Source organism: Pelagerythrobacter sp. (assembly GCF_041912895.1).
Classification (GTDB): Bacteria; Pseudomonadota; Alphaproteobacteria; order Sphingomonadales; family Sphingomonadaceae; genus Pelagerythrobacter.
Window position 1 is genome coordinate 946,966 of record NZ_JAYSGI010000001.1, and the last position, 25,858, is coordinate 972,823.

Annotated in this window: 33 protein-coding genes; 15 read left to right on the forward strand and 18 right to left on the reverse strand. The window is 67.5% G+C overall.

Features of this window, described 5'->3' with window-relative positions; genetic code table 11:
• Positions 1-8: 8 nt before the first annotated feature.
• The 3 genes from ACE3QC_RS04740 to ACE3QC_RS04750 are packed head-to-tail and all read right to left on the reverse strand — an operon-like array spanning position 9 to position 2,695.
• Entirely contained in the window at positions 9-899 is an 891-nt protein-coding gene (locus tag ACE3QC_RS04740) for a class I SAM-dependent methyltransferase (RefSeq protein ID WP_374405953.1), read from the reverse strand.
• Positions 899-2,296, reverse strand: coding sequence for a threonine synthase (gene thrC, locus ACE3QC_RS04745; protein WP_374405954.1), 1,398 nt, complete (start codon positions 2,294-2,296; stop codon positions 899-901). Before thrC ends, ACE3QC_RS04740 begins: the two co-directional genes overlap by 1 nt.
• Positions 2,297-2,344: 48 nt before the next feature.
• Positions 2,345-2,695: an ArsR/SmtB family transcription factor gene (locus tag ACE3QC_RS04750; RefSeq protein WP_374405955.1), complete on the reverse strand. Its 351-nt coding sequence runs from the start codon at positions 2,693-2,695 to the stop codon at positions 2,345-2,347.
• A gap of 42 nt (positions 2,696-2,737) precedes the next feature.
• Between ACE3QC_RS04750 and ACE3QC_RS04755 the strand changes: the two genes are divergently transcribed.
• The gene (locus tag ACE3QC_RS04755; protein ID WP_374405956.1) at positions 2,738-3,226 is read left to right on the forward strand and encodes an SRPBCC family protein; all 489 of its coding nucleotides are present in this window, start codon (positions 2,738-2,740) and stop codon (positions 3,224-3,226) included.
• Positions 3,227-3,234: 8 nt separating this feature from the next.
• Here ACE3QC_RS04755 and ACE3QC_RS04760 read toward each other — a convergent pair whose 3' ends face one another.
• The 8 genes from ACE3QC_RS04760 to coxB form a co-directional block, all read right to left on the reverse strand.
• Positions 3,235-3,801 carry an SURF1 family cytochrome oxidase biogenesis protein gene (locus ACE3QC_RS04760; protein WP_374405957.1) on the reverse strand — a complete coding sequence of 189 codons (567 nt, stop codon included), beginning with the start codon at positions 3,799-3,801 and terminating at the stop codon, positions 3,235-3,237.
• Complete coding sequence (locus tag ACE3QC_RS04765) at positions 3,798-4,187, reverse strand: DUF983 domain-containing protein (protein WP_374405958.1); 390 nt, start codon at positions 4,185-4,187, stop codon at positions 3,798-3,800. The genes ACE3QC_RS04760 and ACE3QC_RS04765 overlap by 4 nt, the downstream gene beginning before the upstream one ends.
• A 13-nt stretch (positions 4,188-4,200) precedes the next feature.
• Positions 4,201-5,022 carry a cytochrome c oxidase subunit 3 gene (locus ACE3QC_RS04770; protein ID WP_374405959.1) on the reverse strand — a complete coding sequence of 274 codons (822 nt, stop codon included), beginning with the start codon at positions 5,020-5,022 and terminating at the stop codon, positions 4,201-4,203.
• 66 nt (positions 5,023-5,088) lie between these two features.
• Positions 5,089-5,655, reverse strand: a complete 567-nt coding sequence (locus tag ACE3QC_RS04775; protein WP_374405960.1) for a cytochrome c oxidase assembly protein — start codon at positions 5,653-5,655, stop codon at positions 5,089-5,091.
• Positions 5,656-5,659: 4 nt separating this feature from the next.
• Positions 5,660-5,785 carry a hypothetical protein gene (locus ACE3QC_RS04780; protein WP_374405961.1) on the reverse strand — a complete coding sequence of 42 codons (126 nt, stop codon included), beginning with the start codon at positions 5,783-5,785 and terminating at the stop codon, positions 5,660-5,662.
• The gene (locus tag ACE3QC_RS04785; protein ID WP_374405962.1) at positions 5,782-6,696 is read right to left on the reverse strand and encodes a heme o synthase; all 915 of its coding nucleotides are present in this window, start codon (positions 6,694-6,696) and stop codon (positions 5,782-5,784) included. The genes ACE3QC_RS04780 and ACE3QC_RS04785 overlap by 4 nt, the downstream gene beginning before the upstream one ends.
• 116 nt (positions 6,697-6,812) lie before the next feature.
• Positions 6,813-8,519: a cytochrome c oxidase subunit I gene (gene ctaD / locus ACE3QC_RS04790; protein ID WP_374405963.1), complete on the reverse strand. Its 1,707-nt coding sequence runs from the start codon at positions 8,517-8,519 to the stop codon at positions 6,813-6,815.
• Between the two features lie 24 nt (positions 8,520-8,543).
• Positions 8,544-9,680: a cytochrome c oxidase subunit II gene (gene coxB / locus ACE3QC_RS04795; RefSeq protein WP_374405964.1), complete on the reverse strand. Its 1,137-nt coding sequence runs from the start codon at positions 9,678-9,680 to the stop codon at positions 8,544-8,546.
• 195 nt (positions 9,681-9,875) lie between these two features.
• Here coxB and pyrE point away from each other — a divergent pair, with 195 nt between their 5' ends.
• From pyrE to ruvX, 7 genes are all read left to right on the forward strand, one after another.
• Positions 9,876-10,454: an orotate phosphoribosyltransferase gene (gene pyrE / locus ACE3QC_RS04800; protein WP_374405965.1), complete on the forward strand. Its 579-nt coding sequence runs from the start codon at positions 9,876-9,878 to the stop codon at positions 10,452-10,454.
• 2 nt (positions 10,455-10,456) lie between these two features.
• Positions 10,457-11,185 carry a pyridoxine 5'-phosphate synthase gene (locus ACE3QC_RS04805; RefSeq protein ID WP_374405966.1) on the forward strand — a complete coding sequence of 243 codons (729 nt, stop codon included), beginning with the start codon at positions 10,457-10,459 and terminating at the stop codon, positions 11,183-11,185.
• Between the two features lie 166 nt (positions 11,186-11,351).
• Positions 11,352-11,753, forward strand: coding sequence for a holo-ACP synthase (gene acpS / locus ACE3QC_RS04810; protein ID WP_374405967.1), 402 nt, complete (start codon positions 11,352-11,354; stop codon positions 11,751-11,753).
• Positions 11,750-12,658, forward strand: a complete 909-nt coding sequence (gene lepB, locus ACE3QC_RS04815) for a signal peptidase I (protein WP_374405968.1) — start codon at positions 11,750-11,752, stop codon at positions 12,656-12,658. The genes acpS and lepB overlap by 4 nt, the downstream gene beginning before the upstream one ends.
• A complete protein-coding gene (locus tag ACE3QC_RS04820; RefSeq protein WP_374405969.1) occupies positions 12,645-13,781 on the forward strand; it encodes an AI-2E family transporter in 1,137 nt (378 codons plus the stop codon). The genes lepB and ACE3QC_RS04820 overlap by 14 nt, the downstream gene beginning before the upstream one ends.
• On the forward strand, positions 13,781-14,920 hold the full coding sequence (locus tag ACE3QC_RS04825) for a DUF3089 domain-containing protein (protein ID WP_374405970.1): 1,140 nt from the start codon (positions 13,781-13,783) through the stop codon (positions 14,918-14,920). The genes ACE3QC_RS04820 and ACE3QC_RS04825 overlap by 1 nt, the downstream gene beginning before the upstream one ends.
• Positions 14,902-15,396, forward strand: coding sequence for a Holliday junction resolvase RuvX (ruvX, locus tag ACE3QC_RS04830; RefSeq protein ID WP_374405971.1), 495 nt, complete (start codon positions 14,902-14,904; stop codon positions 15,394-15,396). Before ACE3QC_RS04825 ends, ruvX begins: the two co-directional genes overlap by 19 nt.
• Here ruvX and ACE3QC_RS04835 read toward each other — a convergent pair.
• Genes ACE3QC_RS04835 through ACE3QC_RS04850 form a run of 4 tightly spaced genes read right to left on the reverse strand, consistent with a single transcriptional unit; the run spans position 15,393 to position 17,426 of the window.
• The gene (locus tag ACE3QC_RS04835) at positions 15,393-16,289 is read right to left on the reverse strand and encodes a transposase (protein WP_374405972.1); all 897 of its coding nucleotides are present in this window, start codon (positions 16,287-16,289) and stop codon (positions 15,393-15,395) included. The two genes, ruvX and ACE3QC_RS04835, sit on opposite strands and share 4 nt — an antisense overlap.
• Positions 16,277-16,624, reverse strand: a complete 348-nt coding sequence (locus ACE3QC_RS04840; protein WP_374405973.1) for a hypothetical protein — start codon at positions 16,622-16,624, stop codon at positions 16,277-16,279. The genes ACE3QC_RS04835 and ACE3QC_RS04840 overlap by 13 nt, the downstream gene beginning before the upstream one ends.
• Before the next feature lie 56 nt (positions 16,625-16,680).
• Positions 16,681-17,244 carry a hypothetical protein gene (locus ACE3QC_RS04845; protein ID WP_374405974.1) on the reverse strand — a complete coding sequence of 188 codons (564 nt, stop codon included), beginning with the start codon at positions 17,242-17,244 and terminating at the stop codon, positions 16,681-16,683.
• A gap of 14 nt (positions 17,245-17,258) precedes the next feature.
• Entirely contained in the window at positions 17,259-17,426 is a 168-nt protein-coding gene (locus ACE3QC_RS04850; RefSeq protein ID WP_374405975.1) for a hypothetical protein, read from the reverse strand.
• 118 nt (positions 17,427-17,544) lie between these two features.
• On the opposite strand from ACE3QC_RS04850, the gene ACE3QC_RS04855 reads away from it, so the two are divergent.
• Together ACE3QC_RS04855 and ACE3QC_RS04860 are read left to right on the forward strand one after the other, a co-directional pair.
• Entirely contained in the window at positions 17,545-17,988 is a 444-nt protein-coding gene (locus tag ACE3QC_RS04855; protein WP_374405976.1) for a PaaI family thioesterase, read from the forward strand.
• Positions 17,985-18,422, forward strand: a complete 438-nt coding sequence (locus ACE3QC_RS04860) for a PaaI family thioesterase (protein WP_374405977.1) — start codon at positions 17,985-17,987, stop codon at positions 18,420-18,422. The genes ACE3QC_RS04855 and ACE3QC_RS04860 overlap by 4 nt, the downstream gene beginning before the upstream one ends.
• A 220-nt stretch (positions 18,423-18,642) precedes the next feature.
• Here the strand turns inward: ACE3QC_RS04860 and ACE3QC_RS04865 are convergent, their stop codons facing one another.
• Together ACE3QC_RS04865 and cobS are read right to left on the reverse strand one after the other, a co-directional pair.
• Positions 18,643-20,763: a transglycosylase domain-containing protein gene (locus ACE3QC_RS04865; protein WP_374405978.1), complete on the reverse strand. Its 2,121-nt coding sequence runs from the start codon at positions 20,761-20,763 to the stop codon at positions 18,643-18,645.
• Between the two features lie 47 nt (positions 20,764-20,810).
• Positions 20,811-21,803 carry a cobaltochelatase subunit CobS gene (cobS, locus tag ACE3QC_RS04870; protein ID WP_374405979.1) on the reverse strand — a complete coding sequence of 331 codons (993 nt, stop codon included), beginning with the start codon at positions 21,801-21,803 and terminating at the stop codon, positions 20,811-20,813.
• A 92-nt stretch (positions 21,804-21,895) separates the two neighbouring features.
• Between cobS and ACE3QC_RS04875 the strand changes: the two genes are divergently transcribed.
• Positions 21,896-22,735, forward strand: coding sequence for an oxygenase MpaB family protein (locus ACE3QC_RS04875; RefSeq protein WP_374405980.1), 840 nt, complete (start codon positions 21,896-21,898; stop codon positions 22,733-22,735).
• Here the strand turns inward: ACE3QC_RS04875 and ACE3QC_RS04880 are convergent.
• Complete coding sequence (locus ACE3QC_RS04880) at positions 22,732-23,415, reverse strand: winged helix-turn-helix transcriptional regulator (protein WP_374405981.1); 684 nt, start codon at positions 23,413-23,415, stop codon at positions 22,732-22,734. The two genes, ACE3QC_RS04875 and ACE3QC_RS04880, sit on opposite strands and share 4 nt — an antisense overlap.
• Positions 23,416-23,503: 88 nt before the next feature.
• Between ACE3QC_RS04880 and ACE3QC_RS04885 the strand changes: the two genes are divergently transcribed.
• From ACE3QC_RS04885 to ACE3QC_RS04900, 4 genes are read left to right on the forward strand one after another with little or no spacing between them, the layout of a single operon-like run.
• The gene (locus tag ACE3QC_RS04885) at positions 23,504-24,235 is read left to right on the forward strand and encodes a DUF899 family protein (RefSeq protein WP_374405982.1); all 732 of its coding nucleotides are present in this window, start codon (positions 23,504-23,506) and stop codon (positions 24,233-24,235) included.
• Between the two features lie 24 nt (positions 24,236-24,259).
• A complete protein-coding gene (locus ACE3QC_RS04890; protein ID WP_374405983.1) occupies positions 24,260-24,697 on the forward strand; it encodes a VOC family protein in 438 nt (145 codons plus the stop codon).
• Between the two features lie 29 nt (positions 24,698-24,726).
• Complete coding sequence (locus tag ACE3QC_RS04895) at positions 24,727-25,164, forward strand: DoxX family protein (protein WP_374405984.1); 438 nt, start codon at positions 24,727-24,729, stop codon at positions 25,162-25,164.
• Between the two features lie 2 nt (positions 25,165-25,166).
• On the forward strand, positions 25,167-25,856 hold the full coding sequence (locus ACE3QC_RS04900; protein WP_374405985.1) for a glutathione S-transferase family protein: 690 nt from the start codon (positions 25,167-25,169) through the stop codon (positions 25,854-25,856).
• Positions 25,857-25,858: the final 2 nt, after the last annotated feature.

Consider the following 25,858-nt stretch of genomic DNA (forward strand, 5'->3'; position numbering starts at 1 on the left):
TGCGCCGCTTAGCCCGGATTCGACCAGCGCGCGAAGATCGCGGTGGGGAGCAGGCGTCCGCCCTGCCCGTCCTCACGCACCGCGAGATCGCCATGCTCGATCGTGCCGGGCAGATCGGCGAACCGCTCGGCCAGCAGACCGCCGAGCGCGAGGCTGCTCATGCGCACGGCATAGACGGTGAGGAACAGGAAGCGGCTCTCGTCATCGAGCAACTGGCGGCAATCGCCGACGAGGCCGGGCAGCCCTTCCTCCAGCCGCCAGACCTCTCCGCCCGGCCCGCGCCCGAACTTGGGCGGATCGAGGATGATCCCGTCGTAGCGCCGCTCGCGCCGGACCTCGCGTGCGGCGAACTTGGCCGCATCGTCCACCAGCCAGCGGATCGGGCGATCTTCCATGCCCGAAAGCGCGGCGTTCTCGCGCGCCTGCGCGACCGATTTCTTCGAGGCATCTACGTGCGCGACCTGCCCGAAGCGGCTGAGCGCGAGGCTGCCGACGCCGGTGTAGCCGAACAGATTGAGCAACGTCGCCTCGGTGCGCTCCCCGAGTTGCTCGCCCATCCAGCGCCACACCGGGGCCATGTCGGGGAAGAAGCCGAGGTGGCGGAACGGTGTGCATTGCGCGGTGAAGCGCACGTTGTCCCAACCGAGCGGCCAGCCATCGGGCGGCACGTCTTGGGCAAACTGCCAGCGGCCGCCGCCGTCCTCGTCGGACCCGGGTACGAATTCGCCATGCGCCTGCCATTCGGCGACGCGCGGAGCCCACATCGCCTGAGGTTCGGGGCGGATGAAACGGTAGTCGCCGTAGCGCTCGAGCTTGCGGCCATGGCCGCTGTCCACGAGGCCGTAGTCCGCCCAGCCCTCGCCCGCCATCACCAGCGGCGTTTCGGCCAGTTCCGCCATCAGCGCGGCGTCGCGTGGCTTGCAATATGGGCGGTGACAGCCTCGTAATCGCCCGGCAGCTCCACCATCCGCTCCTCGCGCGCGAACAGGTCGCCGACGCGAGACGGGAGCGGCGGGCGCGAGCCGGTGGCGCGCTCCACCGCATCGCCGAACTTGGCCGGATGCGCGGTGGCGAGCGTCACGACCGGGATTTCGGGCGGAAGATCCTGCAAGCGCGTGGCGTGGATGCCGATCGCGGTGTGCGGGTCGATCGTCTGGCAGCATTTCTCCCACGCCCAGCGCATCGCCTGCGCGGTATCGTCCTGATCGGCGCGCGCGCTGACGAACAGGCCGCCCGCCCCTTCGCGCTGCGCATTGGTGAGGCGCATCGCACGGCTGCGCTCGAACCCCCGCATCTGTTCGGCCAGCGCCGCGCCGTCACACCCGCCGGCATCGAACAGCAACCGCTCGAAGTTCGAACTGACCTGGATATCCATCGAAGGCGCGGCGGTGGGGGTAACGGTGCCGGCCGAATAGTCCCCGTCGCGCAGCGCGCGGTGGAGGATGTCGTTGACGTTGGTCGCGACCACCAGCCGCTCGATCGGCAGGCCCATCTGCGCGGCCACGTAGCCTGCGAAGACGTCGCCGAAATTGCCGGTCGGCACGCTGAAGGCAACCTTGCGTGCGGGCGCGCCGAGTTGCAGCGCGGCAGCGAAATAATACACCACCTGCGCCATCAGCCGGGCCCAGTTGATCGAGTTGACCGCGCCGAGGCTGAGCCTGCCGGTCAGCGCCGGGTCGGCGAACATGCGCTTCACCATCGCCTGCGCATCGTCGAAGCTACCGTCGATCGCGATGTTGTGGACGTTGGGCGCGAGCACGGTGGTCATCTGGCGGCGCTGCACGTCGCTGACCCGGCCTTTGGGGTGGAGCATGAAGATCTCCACGCCCTCGCGCCCGGCGACCGCGTCGATGGCGGCCGAGCCGGTGTCGCCGCTGGTCGCGCCGACAATGGTCAGGCTTGCGCCGCGGCGGCCGAGGAATTCCTCGAACAGCAGGCCGAGCAGTTGCAGCGCCACGTCCTTGAACGCGAGCGTGGGACCATGGAACAGCTCGAGCAGCCACTGGCGCTCGTCGAGTTGGACGAGCGGGGTGACCGCCTTGTGAGAAAAGCGCGCGTAGGCTTCCCCGCACAACTCACGCAGCCGCTCGGGCGCGAGGCTGTCGCCGACGAACGGCTGCATCACCCGCGCGGCGAGTTCGGCGTAGGGCAGCCCAGCCAGCGCGGCGATCTCGGCTTCGGTGAACTGCGGCCATTCGCGCGGCAGGTACAGCCCGCCGTCGCTCGCAAGGCCGGCCAGGGTTACCCCTTCGAAATCAAGCGCAGGCGCGCTGCCGCGTGTGGAGACGTATTCCATCGAAGGCAGCGGTTAGCGGTGCGCCGCGCGGCGGGCAAGCAACCCGGCCTAATCCGCGGCAAGGGTTTCCTTCTCGGCAGCTTCCAGTCCGGTCTTGAGCCGATGCAGGCCCGCTGCCGCCGCCGCCGCGTGCGGACCGATCCAGCGTTCGTGGATCGCCTGGATCGGCATCGCGTCGAGATGATTGAACCGCTCGCGTCCCTTGCGCACGGGCACCACCAGCCCCGCCTCCTCCAGCACGCGCAAGTGCATCATCACCGTGGTCCGGTCGAGCTCGACGAAGGCGGCGCACAGGTGCTTGGTGGTGAGCGGACGCAGCTTCAGCGCGTCGCAGATCGCGCGGCGCACCGGGTTCGCCAGCGCCTTGAACACGGCATCGAGATCGGTGTCGATTGACATGTTATGTTTTTATAACATATTTGAGTGCGACTCAACGGGAGAATGGCGGTGGAACTGAAATTCAGGGTCGCGGCGCGCATCGCCAGGCCGGTGCACGAGGTGTTCGAGGCGGTCGCCGATCCCGCGAAGCTGTCATGCTATTTCACCACCGGCGGCGCGCAGGGGCGACTGGAAACGGGCGCGACGGTGACGTGGGACTTTCATGATTACCCCGGCGCGTTCCCCGTTTACGTCAACGAAGTCGTGCCCGACGAGCGCATCGTGCTCGAGTGGCAGGCGACCGAAGGCGAATCGCCCAACGTCGAAGGCGGCGAGATGGCCGAAGCCGATTACCGCACCACAGTGACGATGACGTTCAAGGCGCTGGACGATGGACCCACGCTGGTCGAGATCGCCGAGGAAGGCTGGCGCGAGACACCCGGCGCATTGCAATCGAGCTATGGCAATTGCCAGGGCTGGAGCCAGATGCTCGCCGCGCTCAAGGCCTGGCTCGAATACGGAATCAATCTGCGCGAGGGGATGTACAAATAGTCCCGGCGTCAGGGGCGCCTCTTTCTCCGCAAGGCCAGCACGTAGATCACCAGCGCAGTCAGCGCGAAGAAGAACCATTGCCCGGCGTAAGCGAGATGGTTGTTGGGTATATCCGCGGGATCGGGCGCGGCGAGCTGCGCGAGGCCCGCCGGCGGTTGACCCACTACGAGGCGCGGCCCCGGGGCGACGATCCCTTCGACCGGGCCGCCCTGCCACGCGGCCGGCTCCGGCTCGACGGACCAGCCAATGGCGACGTCCGCCTCCGCTCCGCCGCCGATGGCGCAGCGCGCGATATTGGCCCAGCCCTTGCGGCCGTCCACGCTCGTGCCCGCGCGCGGCGTGACCGACAGAACACGTTCGCAATCGAGCCGGGCGTGGTGGAACAGCGCACGCTCCGCCGCTGCCTCGTTGCCCGGCCAGGCGACGGCGGCCGAGGTCGCCTGCGCCTCGGCATAGCGCGCGAGCAGCGCTTCCTTCTGCGCCCGCCGGTCGAGCTGCCAGAAGCCGAGCGCGATCATCGTGCCCACCGCGGCGAGGACGATTATCGTGGGGATGATCGGAACCTTGCGGATCACGGCTCGCGCCCGCCCGCTTCCTTCGCCCCGTTGCGGTACTCCGACGCGAGCAGCGCGGCCTTGGCGATCCGCAGGCCGAACACCACGGCTGCGGCGGTGACCGGCACCCAGATCAGCGCGTGCACCCACATCGGCGGGCGCACCGTCAGCTCCAGCCAGATGGCGAGCCCGGTGACGAAGGCGCCGATCAGCAGGGTGAGAAACGCCGCCGGCCCGTCGCCGACGTTGAACTTGGCATAATCGAGCCCGCAGCTACGGCAGCGCTCGGCGAACTGGATGCCGCGCGCGAACAGCGTCTTGCCGCCGCAGCGCGGGCACAAACCGAAAAGGGCAGCCTCGCGAACGCTCGGCTGCCCCCTTTCGGTGTCTGGTTCGCCATGAGGCATCAGTGGACCGGCATCAGTGGATCGGCGCGCCCCAGCTGCCCCAGACGTAGACCGTCACGAACAGGAACAGCCACACCACGTCGACGAAGTGCCAGTACCACGCCGCCGCTTCGAACCCGAAGTGCTGGCGCGGCGTGAAGTGGCCCTTGTAGGTCCGCACGAGGCACACGATCAGGAAGATCGTGCCGACCAGCACGTGGAAGCCGTGGAAGCCGGTCGCCATGTAGAACGCCGAGCTGTAGGTGTTGCCGCCGAAATCGAACGGCGCGTGCGAATATTCGTAGGCCTGAATCGCGCTGAACAGGATGCCGAGCAGGATCGTCAGCCACAGACCCTTCTTCAGCCCGTCGCGGTCGCCGTGGATCAGCGAATGGTGCGCCCAGGTGACGGTGGTGCCCGAACACAGCAGGATCAGGGTGTTGAGCAGCGGCAGGTCGAACGGGTTCATCACCGCCTCGATCGCCACCGGGGGGAACTGCCCGCCGATCACTTCGGCGATCTGGCTGGGGAACAGCGCGAAGTCGAACCAGCTCCAGAACCAGCCGACGAAGAACATCACTTCCGAGGCGATGAACAGGATCATCCCGTAGCGCATGTGCAGCTGCACCACCGGCGTGTGATCGCCGGCCTGCGCTTCCTTCACGATGTTGCTGAACCAGCTGAAGAACGTAGCGATCAGCCCGGCGACGCCGAGGCCGAGCACGAAGTGCCAGCTCGCCATCTCGTGCATGTAGAGCACCATGCCGCTGGTGAAGGTCAGCGCCGAAATCGAGCCGATCAGCGGCCAGATGTCGGGCGGAAGGATGTGATAGTCGTGGTTCTTGGTTCCGGCCATGGGTCGCGGGTCCTGTCTAATCGCTTGCGCGGCCCTTAATCGGCGGCGCGGAATTGGTCCAGTGGCTTAGGGTTCGATCTTGCGGTGGAAGGTGTAGCTCAACGTGATCTGTTCGACATCCCTCGCGTTGGGATCGTCCATGATCGCGGGATCGACGTAGAACAGTACCGGCATGCGCACTTCCTGCCCGGGCTGGAGCGTCTGCTCGGTGAAGCAGAAGCACTGAATCTTGTTGAAGTACTCACCCGTCTGTTCGGGCTCGACGTTGAAGGTGGCGTTGCCGGTGATCGGCTGGTCCGAATTGTTGCGCGCGGTGAAGAAGGCCATCTCGCGCTCGCCGATCTGCACCGTGTCGGTCACCTGCTCCGGCTCGAACGTCCACGGAATGTCGCGGCCCGTGCTGGCATCGAAGCGGATCGAGATCGTCTTCGCCCCGGCGCTCTGCGCCATGCGGGCGGCGAGGTCGGCGTCGGAATCGGTCGCGCGCTGGGTCGTTCCGCCGAAGCCGGTGACCTGGCAGAACAACTGGTACAACGGCACCGCGGCATAGCCGAGGCCGAGCATGCCGAGCGCGGCGAGGAAGCCGAACATGGCCACGCGCAGGTTCTTGCTCTCGAGCGTCGCGGTGGTCATCCGCTCAATCCCCCATCCTGACGATCGTGATGGCGTAGAACAGCACCACGAAGAACGCGAGCAGGAGGCCGAGCGCTATGTTGCGCCCCTTCTGCCGCTTCTGGAGTTCCTGCTGTTCTTCGGGCGTCATGCGAACCATCCTTGCACTTGCGCCGCGCGATCGGCGACGAGGGCGGCGAACAGCGCGAACAGATAGAACACGCTGTAGCCGAACAGCCGCTTCTCGGGCCGCATCCGGTCGTCCGGCCCCGCGGTGCGCAAGGCCACCGGCAGCGACAGGGCGACGAACAGCGCGGTCAACGCTGCCGCAGCTCCGCCATAGATCAGCCCGGTGCCGCCGATCAACCACGGCGCGAGGGCCAGCGGCAGCAGTAGCAGCGAATAGAGCAGGATCTGGCGGCGGGTGGACTTCTCCCCCTTCACCACCGGCATCATCGGAATGCCGACCTTCGCGTAGTCAGACTGCACGAACAGCGCGAGCGCCCAGAAATGCGGCGGGGTCCAGAAGAAGATGATCGCGAACAGCAGCACCGGCATCGCGGTCACGTCGCCGGTCACCGCAACCCAGCCGATCATCGGCGGGAACGCACCTGCTCCGCCGCCGATCACGATATTCTGCGGCGTGCGCGGCTTGAGCCAGACGGTGTAGACCACCGCATAATAGACGATCGAGACCGCGAGGATCGCGGCCGCCAGCCAGTTGACCGCAATGCCCATCAACAGCACCGAGCCGACCGACAGCGCGATGCCGAAATCGCGCGCGTCGGTGCGGGCCATGCGGCCGGCCGGAATCGGGCGCGCGGCGGTGCGCTTCATCCCGGCATCGAGGTCGGCTTCCCACCACTGGTTGAGCGAGGCCGCCCCGCCCGCGCCGAGCGCGATGCACAGCACCGCGGTGAAGCCGATGACCGGATGAATCGCACCTGGCGCGGCGAGCAGGCCGCACAGCCCGGTGAAGATCACCAGGCTCATCACCCGCGGCTTCGTCAGCGCGAAGAAATCGCGCCAATCGGCCGGTTGGGTTCGGGTGGCAGCGGTCATTGCATTCCCAGGTTGTTCAAGAAAGAGGGCGCACCGTTGCCGATGCGCCCCCTTCGTGTTCGGTCCCGGAGGATACGTTCCGGGCGGAGGCCAATCGTCGATCGGGCCGGCGTGGATCAGGCCGTGGCCGGGCGATGATCGTGATAGTCGTGATGCTCCTCGATCACCGGCAGAGTCTCGAACTGGTGATACGGCGGCGGGCTCGACAGCGTCCATTCCAGCGTCGTCGCGCCTTCGCCCCAGTAGTTCGGCGCCGCGCGCTTGCCGGCCATGAAGGCGTAGGCGAGGTTGACGAAGAACACGATCATCGAGGCGGCCATGATGAGGTAGCCCATCGACGAGATGTGGTTCCAGTAGCCGAACGCTTCCGCGAAATCCGGGTAGCGGCGCGGCATGCCCTGCCAGCCGAGGAAGTGTTGCGGGAAGAAGATCACGTTCACGCCGATGAAGAAGCCCCAGAAGTGGACGTGAGCGAGGAATTCGGAGTGCATCCGGCCGCTCATCTTCGGGAACCAGTAGTAGAAGCCAGCGAACAGCGAGAACACCGCGCCCATCGACAGCACGTAGTGGAAGTGCGCGACTACGAAGTAGGTATCGTGCACCACGTCGTCGATCCCGCCGTTGGCGAGGTAGACGCCGGTCACGCCGCCCACAGTGAACAGGAAGATGAAGCCCAGCGCCCAGACCATGGGCGACTTGAACTCCAGGCTGCCGCCCCACATCGTGGCGATCCAGCTGAAGATCTTCACGCCGGTCGGCACGGCGATCACCATCGTCGCGGCGGTGAAGTACATCTTCGTGTTCACGTCCATGCCCACGGTGTACATGTGGTGCGCCCAGACGACGAAGCCGACCACGCCGATCGCGACCATGGCGTAGGCCATGCCGAGGTAGCCGAACACCGGCTTGCGGCTGAAGGTCGCGATGATCTGGCTGATCATGCCGAAGCCCGGCAGGATCATGATGTAGACTTCCGGGTGGCCGAAGAACCAGAACAGGTGCTGGTAGAGCACCGGATCGCCGCCGCCCGCCGGATCGAAGAACGTGGTGCCGAAGTTCCGGTCGGTCAGCAGCATGGTGATCGCGGCGGCGAGCACCGGCAGCGCCAGCAGCAGCAGGAACGCGGTGACCAGGACCGACCACACGAACAGCGGCATCTTGTGCAGCGTCATGCCCGGTGCGCGCATGTTGAAGATCGTGGTGATGAAGTTCGTCGCACCCAGGATCGAGCCCGCGCCTGCGAGGTGGAGCGAGAAGATCGCGAAGTCGACCGCCGGGCCGACCGAACCCGAGGTCGACAGCGGCGCATAGACCGTCCAGCCCGTACCCGCGCCGTCACCGATACCGCCCGGCACGAACATCGAGAACATCAGCGAGCAGAAGCCCGCGACGGTCAGCCAGAACGAGATGTTGTTCATCCGCGGGAAAGCCATGTCGGGCGCGCCGATCATCAGCGGCACGAACCAGTTGCCGAAGCCGCCGATCATCGCGGGCATGACCATGAAGAACACCATGATCAGGCCGTGCGCGGTGATGAGCACGTTCCAGTGGTGCAGCGCCGCGTCGAAGTTTTCCGAACCCACGCCGGCGAGGAAGATCGACTGGTTGAGCACCTGGATGCCCGGCTCGGCCAGCTCCCAACGCATGATGCCCGAGATCGCGCCGCCGATGATGCCCGCGCAGATCGCGAAGATCAGGTACAGCGTGCCGATGTCCTTGTGGTTGGTCGACATGAACCAACGAGCGAAGAAGCCGGGCTTGTGATCGGCATCGTGATGCGCCTCTTCGGCGTGCGCCTGGAAGTCTGCGGTGGTAGTGGCCATGGTCGCGTTTCTCTTCGACGGAAATCAGTTGGCGGCGGGGGTCGCTTGCGCGGCCTCGGCATCGGCAGGGGCGGACGTATCCGCATCGGCGGCTGCGTCGGTTTCGGCCTCCTCGCCAGCCTCGGACGTCGAGGCGGCGTCGGCCGTCGGATCGGCCGCGGCGGGCTCGGCTTCGCCGACGGTGCCGCCGGGCTGCGTGCGGACCCAGGCTTCCCACTGGTCGCGCGGGAGCGCCTCGACCGCGATCGGCATGTAGCCGTGGCGCGCCCCGCACAGTTCGGAGCACTGACCGTAATAGATGCCGGGCTCGGTGATCGTCAGCAGGCGCTCGTTAAGACGGCCCGGAACGGCGTCGATCTTGAACCACAGCGAAGGCACCGCGAAGGCGTGGATCACGTCGGCGGCGGTGGTCTGGATGCGCAGCGGCGTATTGACCGGCACGACCATGCGGTTGTCGACCTCGAGGTGAGAGGGGAAGCCCTTGGCCTTCGCCTCTTCCTCCGGCATCATGTTCGAGATCACCTCGAACCCGCCGTTGTCGGGATAGGAATAGCCCCAGTACCACTGATAGCCGGTGACCTTGATCGTCACGGCGTCCTCGGGCGGAGATTCGTACTGGTCGGACAGCAGCGAGATCGAGGGGATCGCGATGCCGACGAGGATGAGGACCGGGACGAGCGTCCAGACCACCTCGATGAAAGTGTTGTGCGTCGTCTTCGACGGAGTCGGGTTGGCGCCGCGGCGGTAGCGCACGACGACCCAGACCAGCAGGCCGAGCACGAACACGCAGATGATCGCCATGATCCAGATCAGGCCGGTGTGCAGGCCGGTGGCGGTCTGCCCGATCGGCGAATACTGGTCCTGCACGTTCCAGGCGCCCGCATGCGGCTGGCCCTTGATCCATTCGGGACCGAGCGGCTCGTAACTGCCCGCCGCCGCTGCGGCATCGCCGGTTTCGGCGGCAGCGGCGTCGTCCGGGGCGGCATCGGCCGGAGCGGCGTCCGCGGGCGCAGCTGTTCCCGGCACAGTCGCTTCCGCGGTGGGTGCGGCAGGCGCCGCGTCCTGCGCCAGCGCGCTCTGCGGAACGAGGGCGAGCACGAGAGCCGCCCCGAGAGTGGTTACGATCCGCGTAGCCCGATCGGGCCAGTCACCGAAATTCATCTGTCCGACGCTTTCCGTTCTTGTTGCCGTTCTTGTCGCTGAAGGCCACGTGCGCAGCCGCGAAACCCCCGTCGGGGGACAGGTCTGGGCGGGCCTATACGCGCGCTTGCCCCCCGTCTCAAGCGCTTCTAGGAGAAAAATCCGAAACCGGCCATCCACGCCGCGAAACCACCCGAATATGGACCGTCCGAAGCGATGACAGAAGAAGAAGTCCTGCACGAATTCCGCGCCAGCGAGGCGCTGCTGGAGGGACACTTCTTGCTCTCCTCCGGCCGCCACAGCGGACATTACCTGCAGTGCGCGCGCGTATTGATGGAGCCGATGCGCGCCAGCCGCCTCGCCGCCGCGCTGGCGGCGAAGATGCCACGCGAACTGCGCGCGGCGGTGGACATCGTCGTCTCGCCCGCGATGGGCGGCATCATCATCGGGCACGAGATGGGCCGCGCGCTGGGCAAGGAGGCGATTTTCCTCGAACGCCCCGAAGGCACGTTCGAACTGCGCCGCGGCTTCCGGCTGGAGCCGGGGCAGAAGGCGCTGGTGGTGGAAGACGTGGTGACGACCGGCCTTTCCTCGAAGGAAGCGATGAAGGCGGTCGAGGCCGCGGGCGGCGAAGTGATCGGCCTCGTGTCGCTGATCGACCGGCGCGCGGACGGCGTGACCTTCGATGTCCCCTATCACGCGCTCGTCGACATCACTTTTCCGACTTATGCGGAAAGCGAGGTGCCCGCGGCACTCGCCGCGGTGCCGGTGACCAAGCCGGGGAGCCGCAAGTAGCGATGCTTCCTCGCCTGCGCCTCGGGGTCAACATCGATCACGTCGCCACCATCCGCAACGCGCGCGGGGGTGACCATCCCGATCCGGTGCGCGCGGCGGAGATCGTCGCGGCGGTCGGCGGCGACGGCATCACCGCGCACTTGCGCGAGGACCGGCGCCATATCCGCGACGAGGATCTCGCGCGCATCCAGGCCGCCACCGATCTGCCGCTCAATCTCGAGATGGCGGCGACCGAGGAAATGCTGGCGATCGCGCTGCGCCACAAACCGCACGCCGCCTGCATCGTGCCCGAGAAGCGCGAGGAGCGTACGACCGAGGGTGGGCTCGATGCCGCCGGGCTGCACAATCAGCTCGCGCCGGTCGTCTCGCGCCTCGCCGATGCCGGCATCCGGGTGAGCCTGTTCATCGAGGCGAGCGAACGCCAGCTCGACGCCGCGCTGCGCCTCGGCGCGCCGGTGGTGGAATTCCATACCGGCGAATACGCCCATGCCACGGGCGAGGATCGCGCGCGCGAACTGAAACGCATCGCCGACATGGCCGCGCTCGCCGCCAAGAACGGGATCGAGCCGCACGCCGGGCACGGGCTGACCTACGAGAACGTCCAGCCGATCGCGGCCATCCCACAGCTCGCCGAGTTGAACATCGGGCACTATCTGGTGGGCGAAGCGGTGTTCGTGGGGCTGGAGCACGCGGTTCGCACGATGCGCGAGTTGATGGACGACGCGCGGTGACCGTCGGCGCGCCCCAAATCCTCCCCGGCACGGGGAGGGGGACCGCCGACGAAGTCGGGGGTGGAGGGGCAGGTGCGGCGGCTCACGACTTCGCTCCTCTTGATCGGACGCCTGTGCCCCTCCACCATGCTGCGCATGGTCCTCCTCCCCGTGCCGGGGAGGATTTATGATAATCGGCCTCGGCTCAGACCTCACCAACATGGAGCGCATCGCCGCCTCGCTCGAGCGCTGGGGCGAGCGATTCGAACTGCGCTGCTTCACCGACGTCGAGCGCGCGAAGGCGGCGAAGCGTCCGTTCACGCGCGTCGGCACTTTCGCCAAACGCTGGGCGGCGAAAGAGGCGTTCGCCAAGGCGGTCGGCACCGGGTTCAGCCGCGGCGTGTTCCACAAGGATATCGGCGTGGTGAACGCCCCCTCCGGCGCCCCGACGCTGGCGCTGACCGGCGGCGCGGCCAAGCGGCTTGCGGAAATGACGCCGGAGGGCCATGAGGCGCTCGTTCACCTGACCCTCACCGACGACCATCCATGGGCGCAGGCCTTCGTCATCATCGAAGCCCGCCCGTTATGAGCAGTGTCCTTTCCCCCGCGACTGACAAGACCGTGACCGACAAGACCGACGCCAAGAAAGAGAAGATCAACTGGGGTTCGGAGCTGCGCGGGCTGGCGCTGATGCTGCTCGCCGTGCTCGGCTTCCACAGCTTCGTGGCCAAGCCGTTCTACATCCCCAGCGAATCGATGCTGCCCAACCTGCTGGTCGGCGACCGGCTGGTGGTGAGCAAGTATCCCTATGGCTGGAGCTGGGCCTCGATCTCGTTCCACCTGATGCCGCGCGGCGAATGGCGCATCTGGCCCGCGACGCCCGAATACGGCGACATCGTGATCCCCGTCCATCCGCAGCGCGACGAGGACTACATCAAGCGCGTTGTCGGTCTGCCCGGCGATACGTTCGAGGTCAGGAACGGCCAGATCGTGATCGACGGGACGCCGGTGCCGCAGGAAGTCGAGCCGCCGCTGCGCATTCCGGTCGACGCCAACATGCAGTGCGATTTCGGCAACGATCCGCGCACCGGGCTGCCGCTCGACTATACCGTGGCACTGCCCGACGGACGCACCATGTGCGAGCCGCCGACGCTGCGCGAGACCCTGCCCAACGGCGCGACCTATCTGGTCATCGACCACCGGACGCAGTCGCTCGACGATTTCAGCCCGATCGTCATCCCCGAAAGCCACGTCATGGTGATGGGCGACAACCGCGACCATTCGGCGGACGGCCGGGATTACAGCCCACGCGGTCTCGGCGGGCCGGTTCCGCTGGAAAACATCGGCGGGCGCGCGGAATTCATCACCTTCTCGCTCGACGGTACCACCAGCCTGAATCCGGTGAGCTGGTTCACCTCCTTGCGCGGCGACCGCGCCTGGACCACATTGCGTCCCGCAATCGCCGACAGGGGCACCCAGAGTGAGCGAAACTGAGTCGCGCAAGGCGGACGAGGCCGGAAGTCCGGCCGATGCCCCGATGGGCAGGAGCCCGGCCTACATCACCAACCCCGAGCTGCGGCTGGAGGCGGCGCGCGCGCTGATCTGGGTGCTCGTCGTCGGGCTGCTGGTGTTCGCCATCTACATCTCGCAATCGCTGCTGGTGATCTTCGGCGCGATGGTCTTCGCCTCGATGATCGACGGCGGTGCGCGCCTGCTCGGTCGGGTCTTCAAGATCGCCCGCGGCTGGCGCGTCGCGATCGTGATCGTGGCGATGGTCGCTTTCCTCGCCTGGCTGGGCCAGTTCGCCGGATCGCAGATCTCGCAACAGGCCGCGCAGTTCCCCGCGATCGTGGGCGAACAGCTCGGCCGGCTGCTCGCCCTGCTGCGCGAACAGGGCTTCGCGATCAGCCAGGCGGACGTGCAGAGCGTGGTCGGCAGCCTCGTCAGCGGAGTCGGCACGGTGACGCGCGCGATCGGCGGGATCGTGGGCGGATTCGCGACGATCGCGCTGATCCTGATCATCGGCATCTACATCGCGATCGATCCCAACCTCTACGAACGCGGCATCGCCTGGGTCGTGCCGCGCCATCACCGCGGCGCGTTCTACGACACCGTGGAACATATGGCCTTCACCCTGCGCCGCCTGCTGGCGGGCCGGCTGTTCGGCATGGTCGCCGAAGGCGTCTTCACCTGGGCGCTGCTGGCCTATGGCGGGCAGCTGTTCGGGATCGGGCCGGTGCCGATGGCCGCGCTGCTCGGCCTGCTGACCGGGCTGCTCGCCTTCATCCCCAATATCGGCGCGGTGATCTCGGGCATGCTGATGGTGCTGGTCGGCTTTTCCGGCGGCACCGACATGGGACTCTACACCATCGGGGTCTATCTGCTGGTCCAGAATTTCGACGGCTACATCCTGATCCCAATGATCGCGAAGAAGACGGTCGATCTCGCGCCCGCGCTGGTGCTCGGGGCACAGCTCGTGTTCGGCGTGGTGTTCGGAATCCTCGGACTGGCGCTGGCCGATCCGCTGCTGGCGATGATCAAGGTCGCGCTGGAGCGGCGGGCGGAACGGCTGGATCGCGAATCGGGCTCGTCCGACCACATCGAAGCGGAGGCCTGATGGCGCGCAAATTTCTCTATTTCGTCGCGATCCTGATCGTGCTCGCGATCGCGGCGCTGTTCGTGCTGCGCTTCTACTGGGACGATCTGGCCGAGGTCGCCTACGTTCCCAGCAGCGAATTCGTCGAGCAGAAGCCGCTCGAGACGAATGCTTATCAGGATCCGGCGATGTGGCTCTCGCGCCCGGGAATTGGGCTCGACGACGCGGCGCGCTGGCAGCCGGCGATACAGGGCGAAGGGCGCCAGCTTCCGGCCGAGGGCCAGTCGACCGTGCCGGCGTTCGCGGTCTTCTTCATCCATCCGACCAGCTATCTCGACCGCGCGAACTGGAACGCGCCGCTCGACGATGCGCAATCGCAGCAGATCGCGCGGCTCTACGTGCGCGGCATGGCGAGCCCGTTCAACCAGGCGAGCGAGATCTGGGCGCCGCGCTACCGGCAGGCGACGTTCGGCGCGTTCCTCACCGATTCGCCCGAGGCGCAGCGCGCGATCGACGCCGCCTACGAGGACGTGAAGCAAGCGTTCGATTTCTTCGTCGCGAGCGTCGACAGCGAGACGCCGATCGTGCTCGTCGGGCACAGCCAGGGCTCGCTGCACCTGCTTCGCCTGCTGCGCGAGGAGCTGGCGGACAGCCCACTCAAGGGCCGCATCGCGGCGATCTACGCGGTCGGCTGGCCGATCTCGGTCGCGCACGATCTTCCCGCGCTCGGCTTCCCCGCGTGCGCCACGCCTTCGCAGGCGGGCTGCATCATGAGCTGGTCGACTTTCGCCGAGCCGGCCGATCCGGGCCGCCTGCTCGATGCCTACGGCGGCTCGCCGGGGTTCGACGGGCAGCCGCGCGGTGAGAGCCCGATCCTGTGCACCAATCCGCTGACTGGCGGGATCGGCGGCGAGGCGCTCGCCGACGCCAATCTCGGCACGCTGATCCCCGAGGCCGACTATTCGACCGGCGAGCTGATCCCCGGATCGGTGCCCGCGCGATGCGATTCGCGCGGCCTGCTGCTGATCGGCGATCCGCCCGAAGTCGGCAGCGCGGTGCTGCCGGGCAACAACTATCACGTCTATGACATTCCGCTGTTCTGGCAGAACGTGAAGCAGGACGTGGGCCGCAGGGTCGAGGCGTGGACGGCAAGGCCCTGACCGGCCCGATCACCGAGCGCAGCGCCGATTTCGCCGCCGCCCTGCCCGATGGCGGCGCGCTGCTGGCGCTCGATCTCGGCACCAAGACGATCGGCACCGCACTGTGCGACGCGGGCTGGCACTTCGCCACCGCGGGCAAGACTCTGCCACGCGGCAAGTTCGGCCGCGATCTCGAAGCATTGAAGGCGCTGGCCAGCGGGCGCTCGGTGCGCGGCGTGGTGATCGGCCTGCCGCGCAACATGGACGGCAGCGAAGGCCCGCGCGCGCAATCGAGCCGCGCCTACGCCCGCAATCTCGCCGAAGGGCTCGGCCTGCCAGTGCTGCTGTGGGACGAGCGCTGGTCCACCGCGAGCGCCGAGCGCGACATGATCGGGCAGGACATGAGCCGCCGCAAGCGTGCCGAGCGGATCGACAGCCATGCCGCCGCGGTGATCCTGCAAGGCGCGATCGACGCGTTGACGGGCGGCAGTTTCTAGGCCGCGAGCATCCGGCGGCGCAGGCGCGCCTCTTGCGCCACGAGCCTGCTCCCCGAACGCTCGGCCTCGCGCCAGATCGCATCGGCTTCCTCCGTCTCCACGCCTGCCGCCCTTGCCTCGAAGCAGGCGAGTCGGATTCGGTCGCTCGGGTGACGGCGCCCGAAGCGTTCGGCGAGATCGAGCGCTTCGGCTCCGCCCAACCCCACGGCGAGGCGCAGGAAGACCTCGCTCGAAGTCGGGTTGAGCACACCGGTCACCCGGTCCGCTTCGACATCGAAGCCGTACTGGTCGAACCAGCCCGAAGCCGGATCGGCCGCAACCACGTTGAGCGACACCGACAGGCTTTCGGGCGGCAGCTGACGGTGAACGTCGCGGTGCGCGCGGTAGTGCAGCAGCTTGCCCGGCGACAGCGCGCTGCGTTCGACGAAGCGCAGCCCCGCCGGCTCGCCACGCCTGCCCGCGACGGCCTCGTAATCGTACTCGTAATAGTCGCTCCGATAGCCCGGCCCGAAATAGCCGACCGTCAGGAAATCGAAGTTGTGATCGTGCGGCACGCCATAGACGAAGCTGCGCGCGCCGCTGGTGCGGAAGGCGTGGTCGCTTTCGGCGGGCCAGAGGTTGGCGCGCAGGAAGTAGCCTTCGCGCATACCCGAAAGGACGATTGCCTGCGGGCCGTAGCCGCTCTCGATCGCGCCGTGGTGCGGTTGTCCGGTCAATTGCGCGATCAGCAGGTCGCCGAGAAACGCGCGATTGCCGCCGAGCCGGGCGAGCCACTGCGCGGCATGGGCGAGGCTGTCTTCCTCGCGCGGATCGAAACCCGCCGCATCGATGCCTGCGATCGCCTCTTCGAGATCGCAGAGCACCGGATCGTCGATCGCGATCACGCGGGGCACGGGGCGGCCTCCTGCTGCGCGAGTTGCGGATGGCGGGCGCAAAGGTCCGCGTGGAGCGAGCGCGCCGGGGCGTGGAGCGGATCGGCGCAGTCGCGTGCGATCCGGGCGAGTTCGCCAAAGCCCGCGGCGCTGTCGAGCGCGAGGCACTCGCGCAAAGCCTGCCAGCGCAGGCTGTCGCTCCCCTCGCGGGCCAGGGCAGCCATCGCGGGCACCGCGTCGCGCCGCTCCATCCGGCCGAGCAGCGCAAGCATCAGTTCGCTGCGGCTCTCGTGGCAATCGCCCGCCGCGCGGTGCAGCAGCGCGCCGTCGGACAGGCGATATTCGAGGCTCGGCAACGGTGCTCCGGCCGGGCGCGAGAGGCGCAAGAGGGTCGTCGTCCGATCCACGCGGGTCACGATCTTGGTCGTGCCGCGTCCATGGCAGGCGAAGGTCGAGCCTGCCGTGACGGCATATCCATAAACTTCAATTCTACTTTATCTTTGGGCTCGTGGACGATCGAAACCACCGTCGCTTCGGCGCTGCCCGAGAGGCAGATTTCACGCCGCTCGCCATCGGCGAAGCAGACCGAGCGCGGCGGCGGCTCGCGCGTGGGAGAATACTGCACCAGCGACAATGTCGCGCGCCCGGCCTGCGCGAGTTGGAGGACCGCATGGCCGTCCGCCATTTGGTGACGCAAGGGCACATGACCGAGCGGCGCGCGGGCGAGCGCCCGGAGCATGGCCGCAACCCAACCGTCTGCGAAACCTCGCGCCGCTTCGAGATCGGTCAGCACCGCGTCGAGCGCCCGGCAATCGCCCAGCGGTGTGCCCGCGCCGAAACGATCGAAGTCGGCGAGAACCGGCGCCACGCCGTCCGCCGCGCGCCAGTCGCCCGCAGCCTCTTCCAGCACCCTCCGGGCCCGGCGCTGCGCGGTCGGATCGCCACGCAACGCCTCTATCGCGGCGTCGATACGCACCGGCCTCGGCCCGTTCAGCCGATTCCCGCCAGGCCGCTCGGCATCGTCTCGTAGAGATAGATCATGATGATCACCGCACGGTCGTCGGTGGCAGCGGTCGCGGCGTTCGACAGGCTGCCGAACATGCCCACGGCGCTGTCGAGCGCGGGCAGCGAGGAGAGGTCGATCTTCGGAAGGTTCATCTGCGCATTCCCTGGTGACGCGGACTCGATGCGGCCCGCGACGGGGGAATGACGCGGCGCGTGCGCGGCGGGAAATTAGAACATTGCAATGCCTCGCCGGGCGACTAGAGCCCGCGCGATGGCAAGCGACCTGCCCCCTTTCGACCCCGCGACGGCGTCCGGGACGATGCTGCGCCACGGCCACCCGGGCTGGCTGGGGCTGCGCTACGGCGCGCACGGCGACGACTGGGTCGAGCTGACATTGCCCTGGCGCGAGGATCTCGTGGGCGAGACCGGCAGCGGCATTCTCGCCACCGGGCCGATCGTCAGCCTGATGGACATGGCCTCGGGCATGGCGATCTGGACCGCGACCGGCGAGTTCAAGGCGGTCGCCACGCTCGATCTCAGGGTCGATTACATGCGCCCCGCGCGCGAGGGCGCGGCGGTCAGCGGCCGCGCCGAATGCTACCGCGTGACGCGCTCGGCGGCGTTCGTGCGGGGCATCGCGCACGATGGCGCGCCCGACGATCCGGTGGCGCATGTCGCCGGCGTGTTCATGTCGATTCCGTGGAGGCCGCGATGACCGATCGGGCGACCATCGCCGAGCTGGAGCGCGAGCTGCCCGCCTATGCCCGCTCCCTCGGGATCACCGTCGATTCGCTCGAGGACGGCTCGCCCGTACTCGCGATCCCCTTCGGTACGATCGTCGAAGGGCGGCCAACGGTGTTCCACGGCGGCGCGACGAGCGGGCTGCTCGAAAACGCGGGCTATGCCGCGCTGCGCGCCGAACTCGCACGCGCCGGGCGGCAGCAGAGGCTCAAGCCGATCAACGTCACCGTGCAGTTCCTCAGCGCCGCCAAGAGCAAGCCGACCTTCGCGCGCGGCCGCGTGCTCCGATTGGGCCGGCGCAACGCCAACATCGAGGTCGAGGCGTGGCAAGACGACCGCGCGCGCCCGGTGGCGACCGCGGTGATGAACGTGCTGATGGCGGAGCCGGAAGGCGGTAGCGAAGGCTGATTTGACGCAAGCCTGCGTTGACGACGACACTGCTGCTTAGTTCACGCGGAGACGCTGAGACGCGGAGGATTTTTCGCGATATTCCACTGTCAGACACTCCTGCGCAGCGGGCATCTGATGACAACGCTGGAGCTGGGAGCCCGCTTCGCGGAAAATGGAAATCAGAACGACCAAAGCTCGAACTCTCCGCGCCTTCGCGTCTCCGCGTGAGCCAAACCTTCTATTGTGGCGCTGATTCTTCAACGGTGTCCGGTGGAGCCCCCGCCTCCAGCCCCACACCGTTCTCGTCAAGCCGGACGTCCAGCGGCACGCCGTCGACATCGGTCGAGATCACCACGCCGCCTTCGCGGACGCGCAGCCGCGTGCCGTCGTCGCCCAGCGGAATGTCGCCGATCTGCGGCACGTCCTGCGGCTGGACCGGGCCGCTGGGATCGGGGCTCGGCGTCGCCTGCGGGCGGGCGGGCGCCCGCGCCTCGCCGAGCGCTTGGCGCATGAAATCGCGCCAGATGCGCGCGGGCAATCCGCCGCCGTGGATTCCGGCGAGCGGCGAGTTGTCGTCGTTACCGATCCACACGCCGACCACCAGATCGCCCGCGTAGCCGACGAACAACGCGTCGCGGTTGTCCTGGCTGGTGCCGGTCTTGCCGAAGTTCGGCCCGCGCAGCATCGCCGCGCGCCCGGTGCCGCCGTTGATCGCCGCGCGCAGGAGCTGCTGGATCTGCTCGTGCTTGCGGCCCGAGAGGCTGTCCTTGCCGTCCCACAACCAGTCGAACCAGCCCGGCTCGCCTTGCGCGAAGGCGTGGGGATTTACGGGAAACTGGTTCGCGGCGATCCCGGCATAGGCGGCGGTCAGCTCCATCAGCGTCATCGTCGAGGTGCCGAGCGCGAGGCTGGGATCGCCCTCGGCGAGCGGCGAGGATACGCCGAGATCGCGCGCGGTCGCGATCACCGCCTCGCTGCCCACCCGTTCGAACAGGCGCACCGCGGCGACGTTGCTCGATCGCGCAAACGCCTGTTCGAGCGTCAGGCTGTCCGAATAGTTGCCGCTGGCGTTCTGCGGGCGGTAGCTGCCTTCGGCGATCTCGGTATTGTCGATCAGGTCCTGCGGCGCCATGCCGGCCTCGAGCGCGGCGAGATAGACGAACAGCTTGAAGGTCGATCCCGGCTGGCGCCGCGCCTGCGTCGCGCGGTTGAACGGCGACGCCTCGTAATCGCGCCCGCCGATCATCGCCACGACTTCGCCGTTGGTCCGCATCGCCACCAGTGCGACCTGCGCATCGCCGAGCGGTGCGCGTGCGGTGACGTCGCGGGCGATGCCCTGCAGCCGCGAATCGAGCGTGGTGGTGATCGTGCGTTCGGCATAGCCGCCCTCGCTCAGCTCGCGCGCGGCGGGCAGCGCCCAGTCGGCGAAATACGTGCCGGTCGGCAGCTCGTTGCGGGTGCGCACGTCAAGCCGCGGGGTCGGCATGGCGCGCGCCTGCGCCGCGCTCAGGTAACCGGCGTCGGCCATCGCGCCCACAACCACCCGCATCCGGTCCTCCGCGAGGTCGAAATTGCGCGTCGGCGCGAGGCGCGAAGGGGCCTTGAGCAGCCCCGCCAGCATCGCCGCCTGCTCGGGGCGGAGGTTCTCCGGCTGGCGGTAGAAATAGTGCAGCGATGCGGCGCGCAAACCATAGGTGTTGTCGCCGAAATAGGCGTTGGAAAGATAGCGTTCGAGGATCTCGTCCTTGCTCAGCCACGCCTCCAGCCAGAACGCGATCAGCGCCTCCTGCCCCTTGCGCATCAGGCTCTGTTCGGGCGTCAGAAACGTGAACTTGGCGAGCTGCTGGGTGATCGTGGAGCCGCCCTGCGTCGGCCCGCCGGTGAAGTTGGACCATGCCGCGCGCGCGATCCCGCGCGGGTCGATGCCCCAGTGGCTGTAGAAGCGCCGGTCCTCGATCGCGAGGAACGGCTCGATTACGTGGGCGGGCAATTCGGCCACTTGCACCGGCTCGTCCACCACCGCGCCGTTGCGCGCGATCGGCGTCCCGTCGGAGGCGAGCAGGGTCAGCTGCGGCGGTGCGATCGGTTCCAGCGAGCGCGAGAGCGGCGCGGTGACCGCGAGCCAGCCGACCAGCAGGATGAAGGCGAACAGCATCCCTGCGACGATCCTCACCGCCAGCTTGCGGCGGCGGCGCTTCGTCTCGCGCTTCGGCTCGTCGTCGATATAGCGGTCGAGTTCGTCGAGCCGCTCCGCCCACGGATCGGCTGCGGGAGCGTCCTGCACGGCGAAATATCCCGGCCCGACCGGTTCGCCGCCACCGCGCCGATTGCGCGAAGTCCAGGAAAAGGTGCGATCCATCTCTGCTGTGTTAAGCGCTTAACACAGCATGGGCGCGTTGCAAATCGTCAGGTGCTCGCGACGACGCTCTCGGGAAGTTCTGCGCCGAACACGCGCTGATAGTATTCGGCCACCAGCATCCGTTCGGCCTCGTCGCACTTGTTGAGGAAGCTGAGGCGGAAGGCAAAGCCGATGTCCTTGAAGATCGCCGTGTTTTCCGCCCAGGTGATGACCGTGCGCGGGCTCATCACGGTGGACACGTCGCCGTTAATGAAGCCTTGCCGGGTGAGATCGGCGACCTTGATCATGTCGGCGATGGTCTTCGCGTCGGTTTCCGGGTTCTTGGCGGCGACGATCTGCTGCTCGGTCTCGGCGGGCAGGTAGTTCAGGCCGACGACGATGTTCCAGCGGTCCATCTGGCCCTGGTTGATCGCCTGCGTGCCGTGATAGAGCCCGCTGGTATCGCCGAGGCCCACGGTGTTGGCGGTAGCGAACAGGCGGAAATTGGCGTCGGGCCGGATCACGCGGTTCTGGTCGAGCAGCGTCAGCTTGCCCGCCTGTTCGAGCACGCGCTGGATCACGAACATCACGTCGGGCCGCCCGGCGTCGTATTCGTCGAACACCAGCGCCACCGGGTGCTGGAGCGCCCAGGGCAGCAGCCCTTCGCGGAATTCGGTCACCTGCAACCCGTCGCGCAGCACGATCGCGTCGCGCCCGACGAGGTCGATGCGGCTGATGTGCGCATCCAGGTTGATGCGGATGCACGGCCAGTTGAGGCGCGCGGCGACCTGCTCGATGTGAGTCGACTTGCCGGTGCCGTGATAGCCCTGCACCATCACCCGGCGGTTGTGCGCGAAGCCGGCGAGGATCGCGAGCGTGGTGTCCGGATCGAACACGTAGGCCTCGTCGAGATCGGGCGTACGCTCGTCCGCCTTGGAAAATGCGGGGACTTTCCAGTCGATGTCGATCCCGAACGTCTCACGCACGTCCACCTCGGTGTCGGGCGCGGCGATCACGGTCTTGCTCGCCTGGTCGAAGCTCTTGTCGGTCATGTCGTTCATCTCGGAGCGGGTGCCTATACGCGCGGGGGATTCGCTGCAAGCGCGTGTGCCGCTAGATTTCATTCCACGCCGCCAAGGGTATAGTGGCCGCGATGGACAAGCGCCGCCCGACCGACCGCCTGCGCGAGGAACTCGTGCGCCGCGTGCGCGCCACATTCAACGAGGATGGCCAGCAATCGGTGCCGCCGTCGGACGAGGCGCTGTTCGAACGCGATTCGCCGATCCGCATGGTCCATGCCGACGTGGTCGGGATGATGGTGGGCGGGATCAGGGGGCTGCTGCTCCAGATGCTCCACCCGCATGCGTTGCAGGGCGTGCTCGACCATTCGGACTTTCGCGCCGATATGCACGGGCGGCTGCGGCGCACGGCACGCTTCATCGCCGTAACGACCTTCGGCCATCGCAACGAAGCGACGGCGGCGATCGAGCGGGTCAACCGCATTCACGAACGGGTCCGCGGCACCCTGCCCGACGGCACCGCCTATTCCGCACGCGATCCGCGCACGCTGGCATGGGTCCACGTGGCCGAGGCGACGAGCTTCCTCGCCGCCTATCAGCGCCACGTGCGGCCCGATATGCCCAACCACGAAAAGGACGAATACTTTCGCCAGTTCGCCCTGATCGCTCGCGCGCTGGGCGCCGATCCGGTACCGACCGACCAGCGTGAAGCGGATGCGATGTTCCGCGATCTGCGCGCCGATTTGCGCGGATCGGCCGAGGCGCGCGAAGTGGCGCAATTGGTGCTCACCGGGCGGCCCGAAGGCGCACCGCCGGCGCTGCAGGCGATGCTCGCGGCCGAGGCGGTCGCACTGCTGCCGCCGTTCGCGCGCTCGATGCTGGGTCTGGAAAGGCCGGGCCTCGCCGCGTTGCCCGCTCGCGCCGCTACCTGGGGCGTGGGCAAGACGCTGCGCTGGGCGTTCCGACAGGGCTAGGCCAGCTTCGGCGGCAGTTCGAACAGTGCGGTATAGCGCAGCGCCAGTTCCCGGTCGCCTTCGATGACGAGGCCCGCTTCGTGCTCGAGCTGCTCCCACGGCACACCCGCATAGAGCCCGCCCGCCACGATCGAGGCCGTCGACGCCCGGAACACCGCGTCGGCCTCCGCCGGATCGCCGCGCCGGATCGGTAGCGCGCCCTTCCCCGGTTCCGCGAGGAACGTGTCCTCCCCGATCGCGAAACCGATGGCGCCCTTCACCGCCCCGACGCGCGCCTTGTCGACCATCGTGCGCATCGAGATCATCAGCGAGACCGGCGAAAGCGGCAGCATGGGATCGTGCGCACTCGATTGCGCGGCCCAGCGGCCCGCCTCCTGAAGCAGAGGTTCGGCCGCATAGCCCCATTCGGTCAGTTCATAGACCTGCGCCTTGCCCGGCGGCGGAAGCCGGCGTTTCACCAGTACCCGAGCTTCCTCCAGCGAGGCGAGCCGTTCGGTCAGCACCTTGGCGCTGATTCCGGGCAGGCTGGCGCGGATGTCGGAGAAGCGCCGCGCCCCGAGCATTAATTCCCTGACGATCAACAGCGACCAGCGTTCGCCCACGAGTTCCATCGCGAAGGCCGTGCCACAGGCGTCTTCGTACCACTTACCGTGCAGTCCAGTTTCTTTTTGTAACTTCATAGTTGCTTTTTGTAACTCATGAGGTCAGAAAGTGCAAGTTCCGATTCGCGCCAAGGCGACCAACACGGATCGAACGAGGAGCAGGACGATGAACGACAGCGCGACATTGCCGCCCGAGAGCGAACTGAAACCGGCATCCGAACTCGCGGCCGCGAGCGACACGCGGCAGATTGGCGAAAGCGCCGAATATCGTAGCGCTCGGACCGCGCTGCTGGCCGAAGAAATCGCGCTGCGCGGGCAGATTCAGCGCGTCGCGCAACATCGCCGCGCGCTGCCGCCCGGCCCGGTCGCCGGGGATTACCGCTTTCTCGATAAAAAGGGCGACGAACTCGGCCTGATCGACCTGTTCGGGGAGCACGACACCCTGTTTACCTATTTCTGGATGTTCGGCCCGGAGCGCGAACGGCCGTGCCCGATGTGCACCTCGTTCGTCGGTTCGCTCGACATTCCGGCGCCCGATATCGAACAGCGCATCGCGCTGGCGATCGTTGGCCGATCGCCGGTCGAGCGCCAGCTCGCCGTGGCACGAGAGCGCGGCTGGAGCCACCTGAAGTTCTACCAGACGGTCGGCGACGATTTCGGCCGCGAATGGGGCGCGCTGACCGACGGCGAGGACGGGCTCGACGAAGGCGCAGCGGTGCTCGTGTGGCAGCGCGACGGCGATCGCGCGCGCCTGTTCTGGGCCGCCGAAGGTGGCCTGGAGACCGCCGATCCCGGCTTCGACCCCCACCTCGCGCCGGACCCCACACCGCTCTGGAACGTGCTCGACATGACGCCGGGCGGCCGCGGAACCGGCTGGTATCCCAAACTCGAATACTAAATCCACCACGACTGGAGAGACCTGATGGCAAAAAGCATATTCATCAATCTGCCCGTGACCGACCTGCCGCGCTCGATGAAGTTCTACGAGGCGGTAGGCTTCGCCAACAATCCGATGTTCACCAACGAACAGGCGGCCGCGATGGCGTGGTCTGACGAGATCGTCGTCATGCTGCTGACGCACGATTTCTGGAAGACTTTCACCGACAAGACGATTCCGAATGCGCACGACAGCGCGCAAGTGCTGCTGTGCCTGAGCCAGGACAGCAAGGATGCCGTCGAGGCGATCGTCGGCAAAGCGACTGCGGCTGGCGGCAAGGCCGACCCGACGCCGCAGCAGGACCTGGGCTTTGTGTATGGCCGCAGCTTCGAAGATCCCGACGGCCACATCTGGGAGAACGCCTTCATGGACATGAGCGCGGTGCCCGAAGGCGAAACCCCGGCCGAGCAGCCTGTGGGCTGAAGGCCTGCAAAAGGGAGAGGAGAGGAACCATGGCTGCCACCGCCAACCAAATCGCCAGCCCCGCACGCCCGATATCCGCCGGTGTCTGGACCGGGCGCGCCCTCAGCGGGCTGGCGGTCGCCTTCCTGCTATTCGACGCCGGGCTGAAGCTGGTCGCGCCGCAGTTCGCGATCGACAACAGCCCGCCGGGTCTCGGGTGGCCGCCCGAGATCGGGATGATGTACACGCTCGCGATCCTGCTGCTGATCCCGACCCTGCTCTACGTCTATCCGCGCACTGCGGTGCTCGGCGCGGTGCTGATCACCGGCTACCTCGGCGGCGCGATCGCGACCCATGTGCGCGTCGGCAGCCCGCTGTTCAGCCACACGCTGTTCGGCGTATACCTCGGCCTGATGGTCTGGGGTGGGCTGTGGCTGAGGAACCCGACGTTCCGCTCCGTCTTTCCCATTATCGACGGGAAGGATTGACCATGCCCGAAGTTGCCAGCGCCCCGATCACGATAACCGCCTACGACTGGGTGCCCGGTTTCGCGCGCGGGTTGGTGCGCGACCTGAGGGTACGCTGGGCGCTGGAGGAGGTCGGACTCGACTATCGCGTCGAATATCTGCCGCAGGGCACGCAGAAGGAGCCTGCGCACCGCCAGCGCCAGCCGTTCGGACAGGTTCCGACATTCGAGGACGGCGAGGTGAAACTGTTCGAATCCGGCGCGATCGTGCTCCACATCGCCGACCGGGCGCCGGGATTGCTGCCTGCCGGGCCGAACGCGCGGGCTCGCACCGCCGAATGGGTCTTCGCCGCGCTCAACACGGTGGAACCGCCGCTGAGCGACTGGGCGATCGCGACCTTGTTCGAGGCGGACCAGCCGTGGTCCGAACCGCGCCAGCCCGCGATCCGCGAGCGGATCGACGAACGGCTGGGCGAACTGTCCCGGCGGCTCGGCGACAACGAGTGGCTGGAGGGCGAATTCTGCGCCGGCGACCTGATGATGATCGCCGTCTTGCAGATGCTGCGCGGCGAGATCGCCGACCTGCTCAATCGCTACCCCAACCTCGCCGAATACCGGAAGCGCGGCGAAGCACGCCCGGCTTATGCCCGCGCGCTCGCAGCGCACCTCGCCGGGTTCACCGGCGATCCGCCGGAAGGGTGGACCGAAGACTAGCA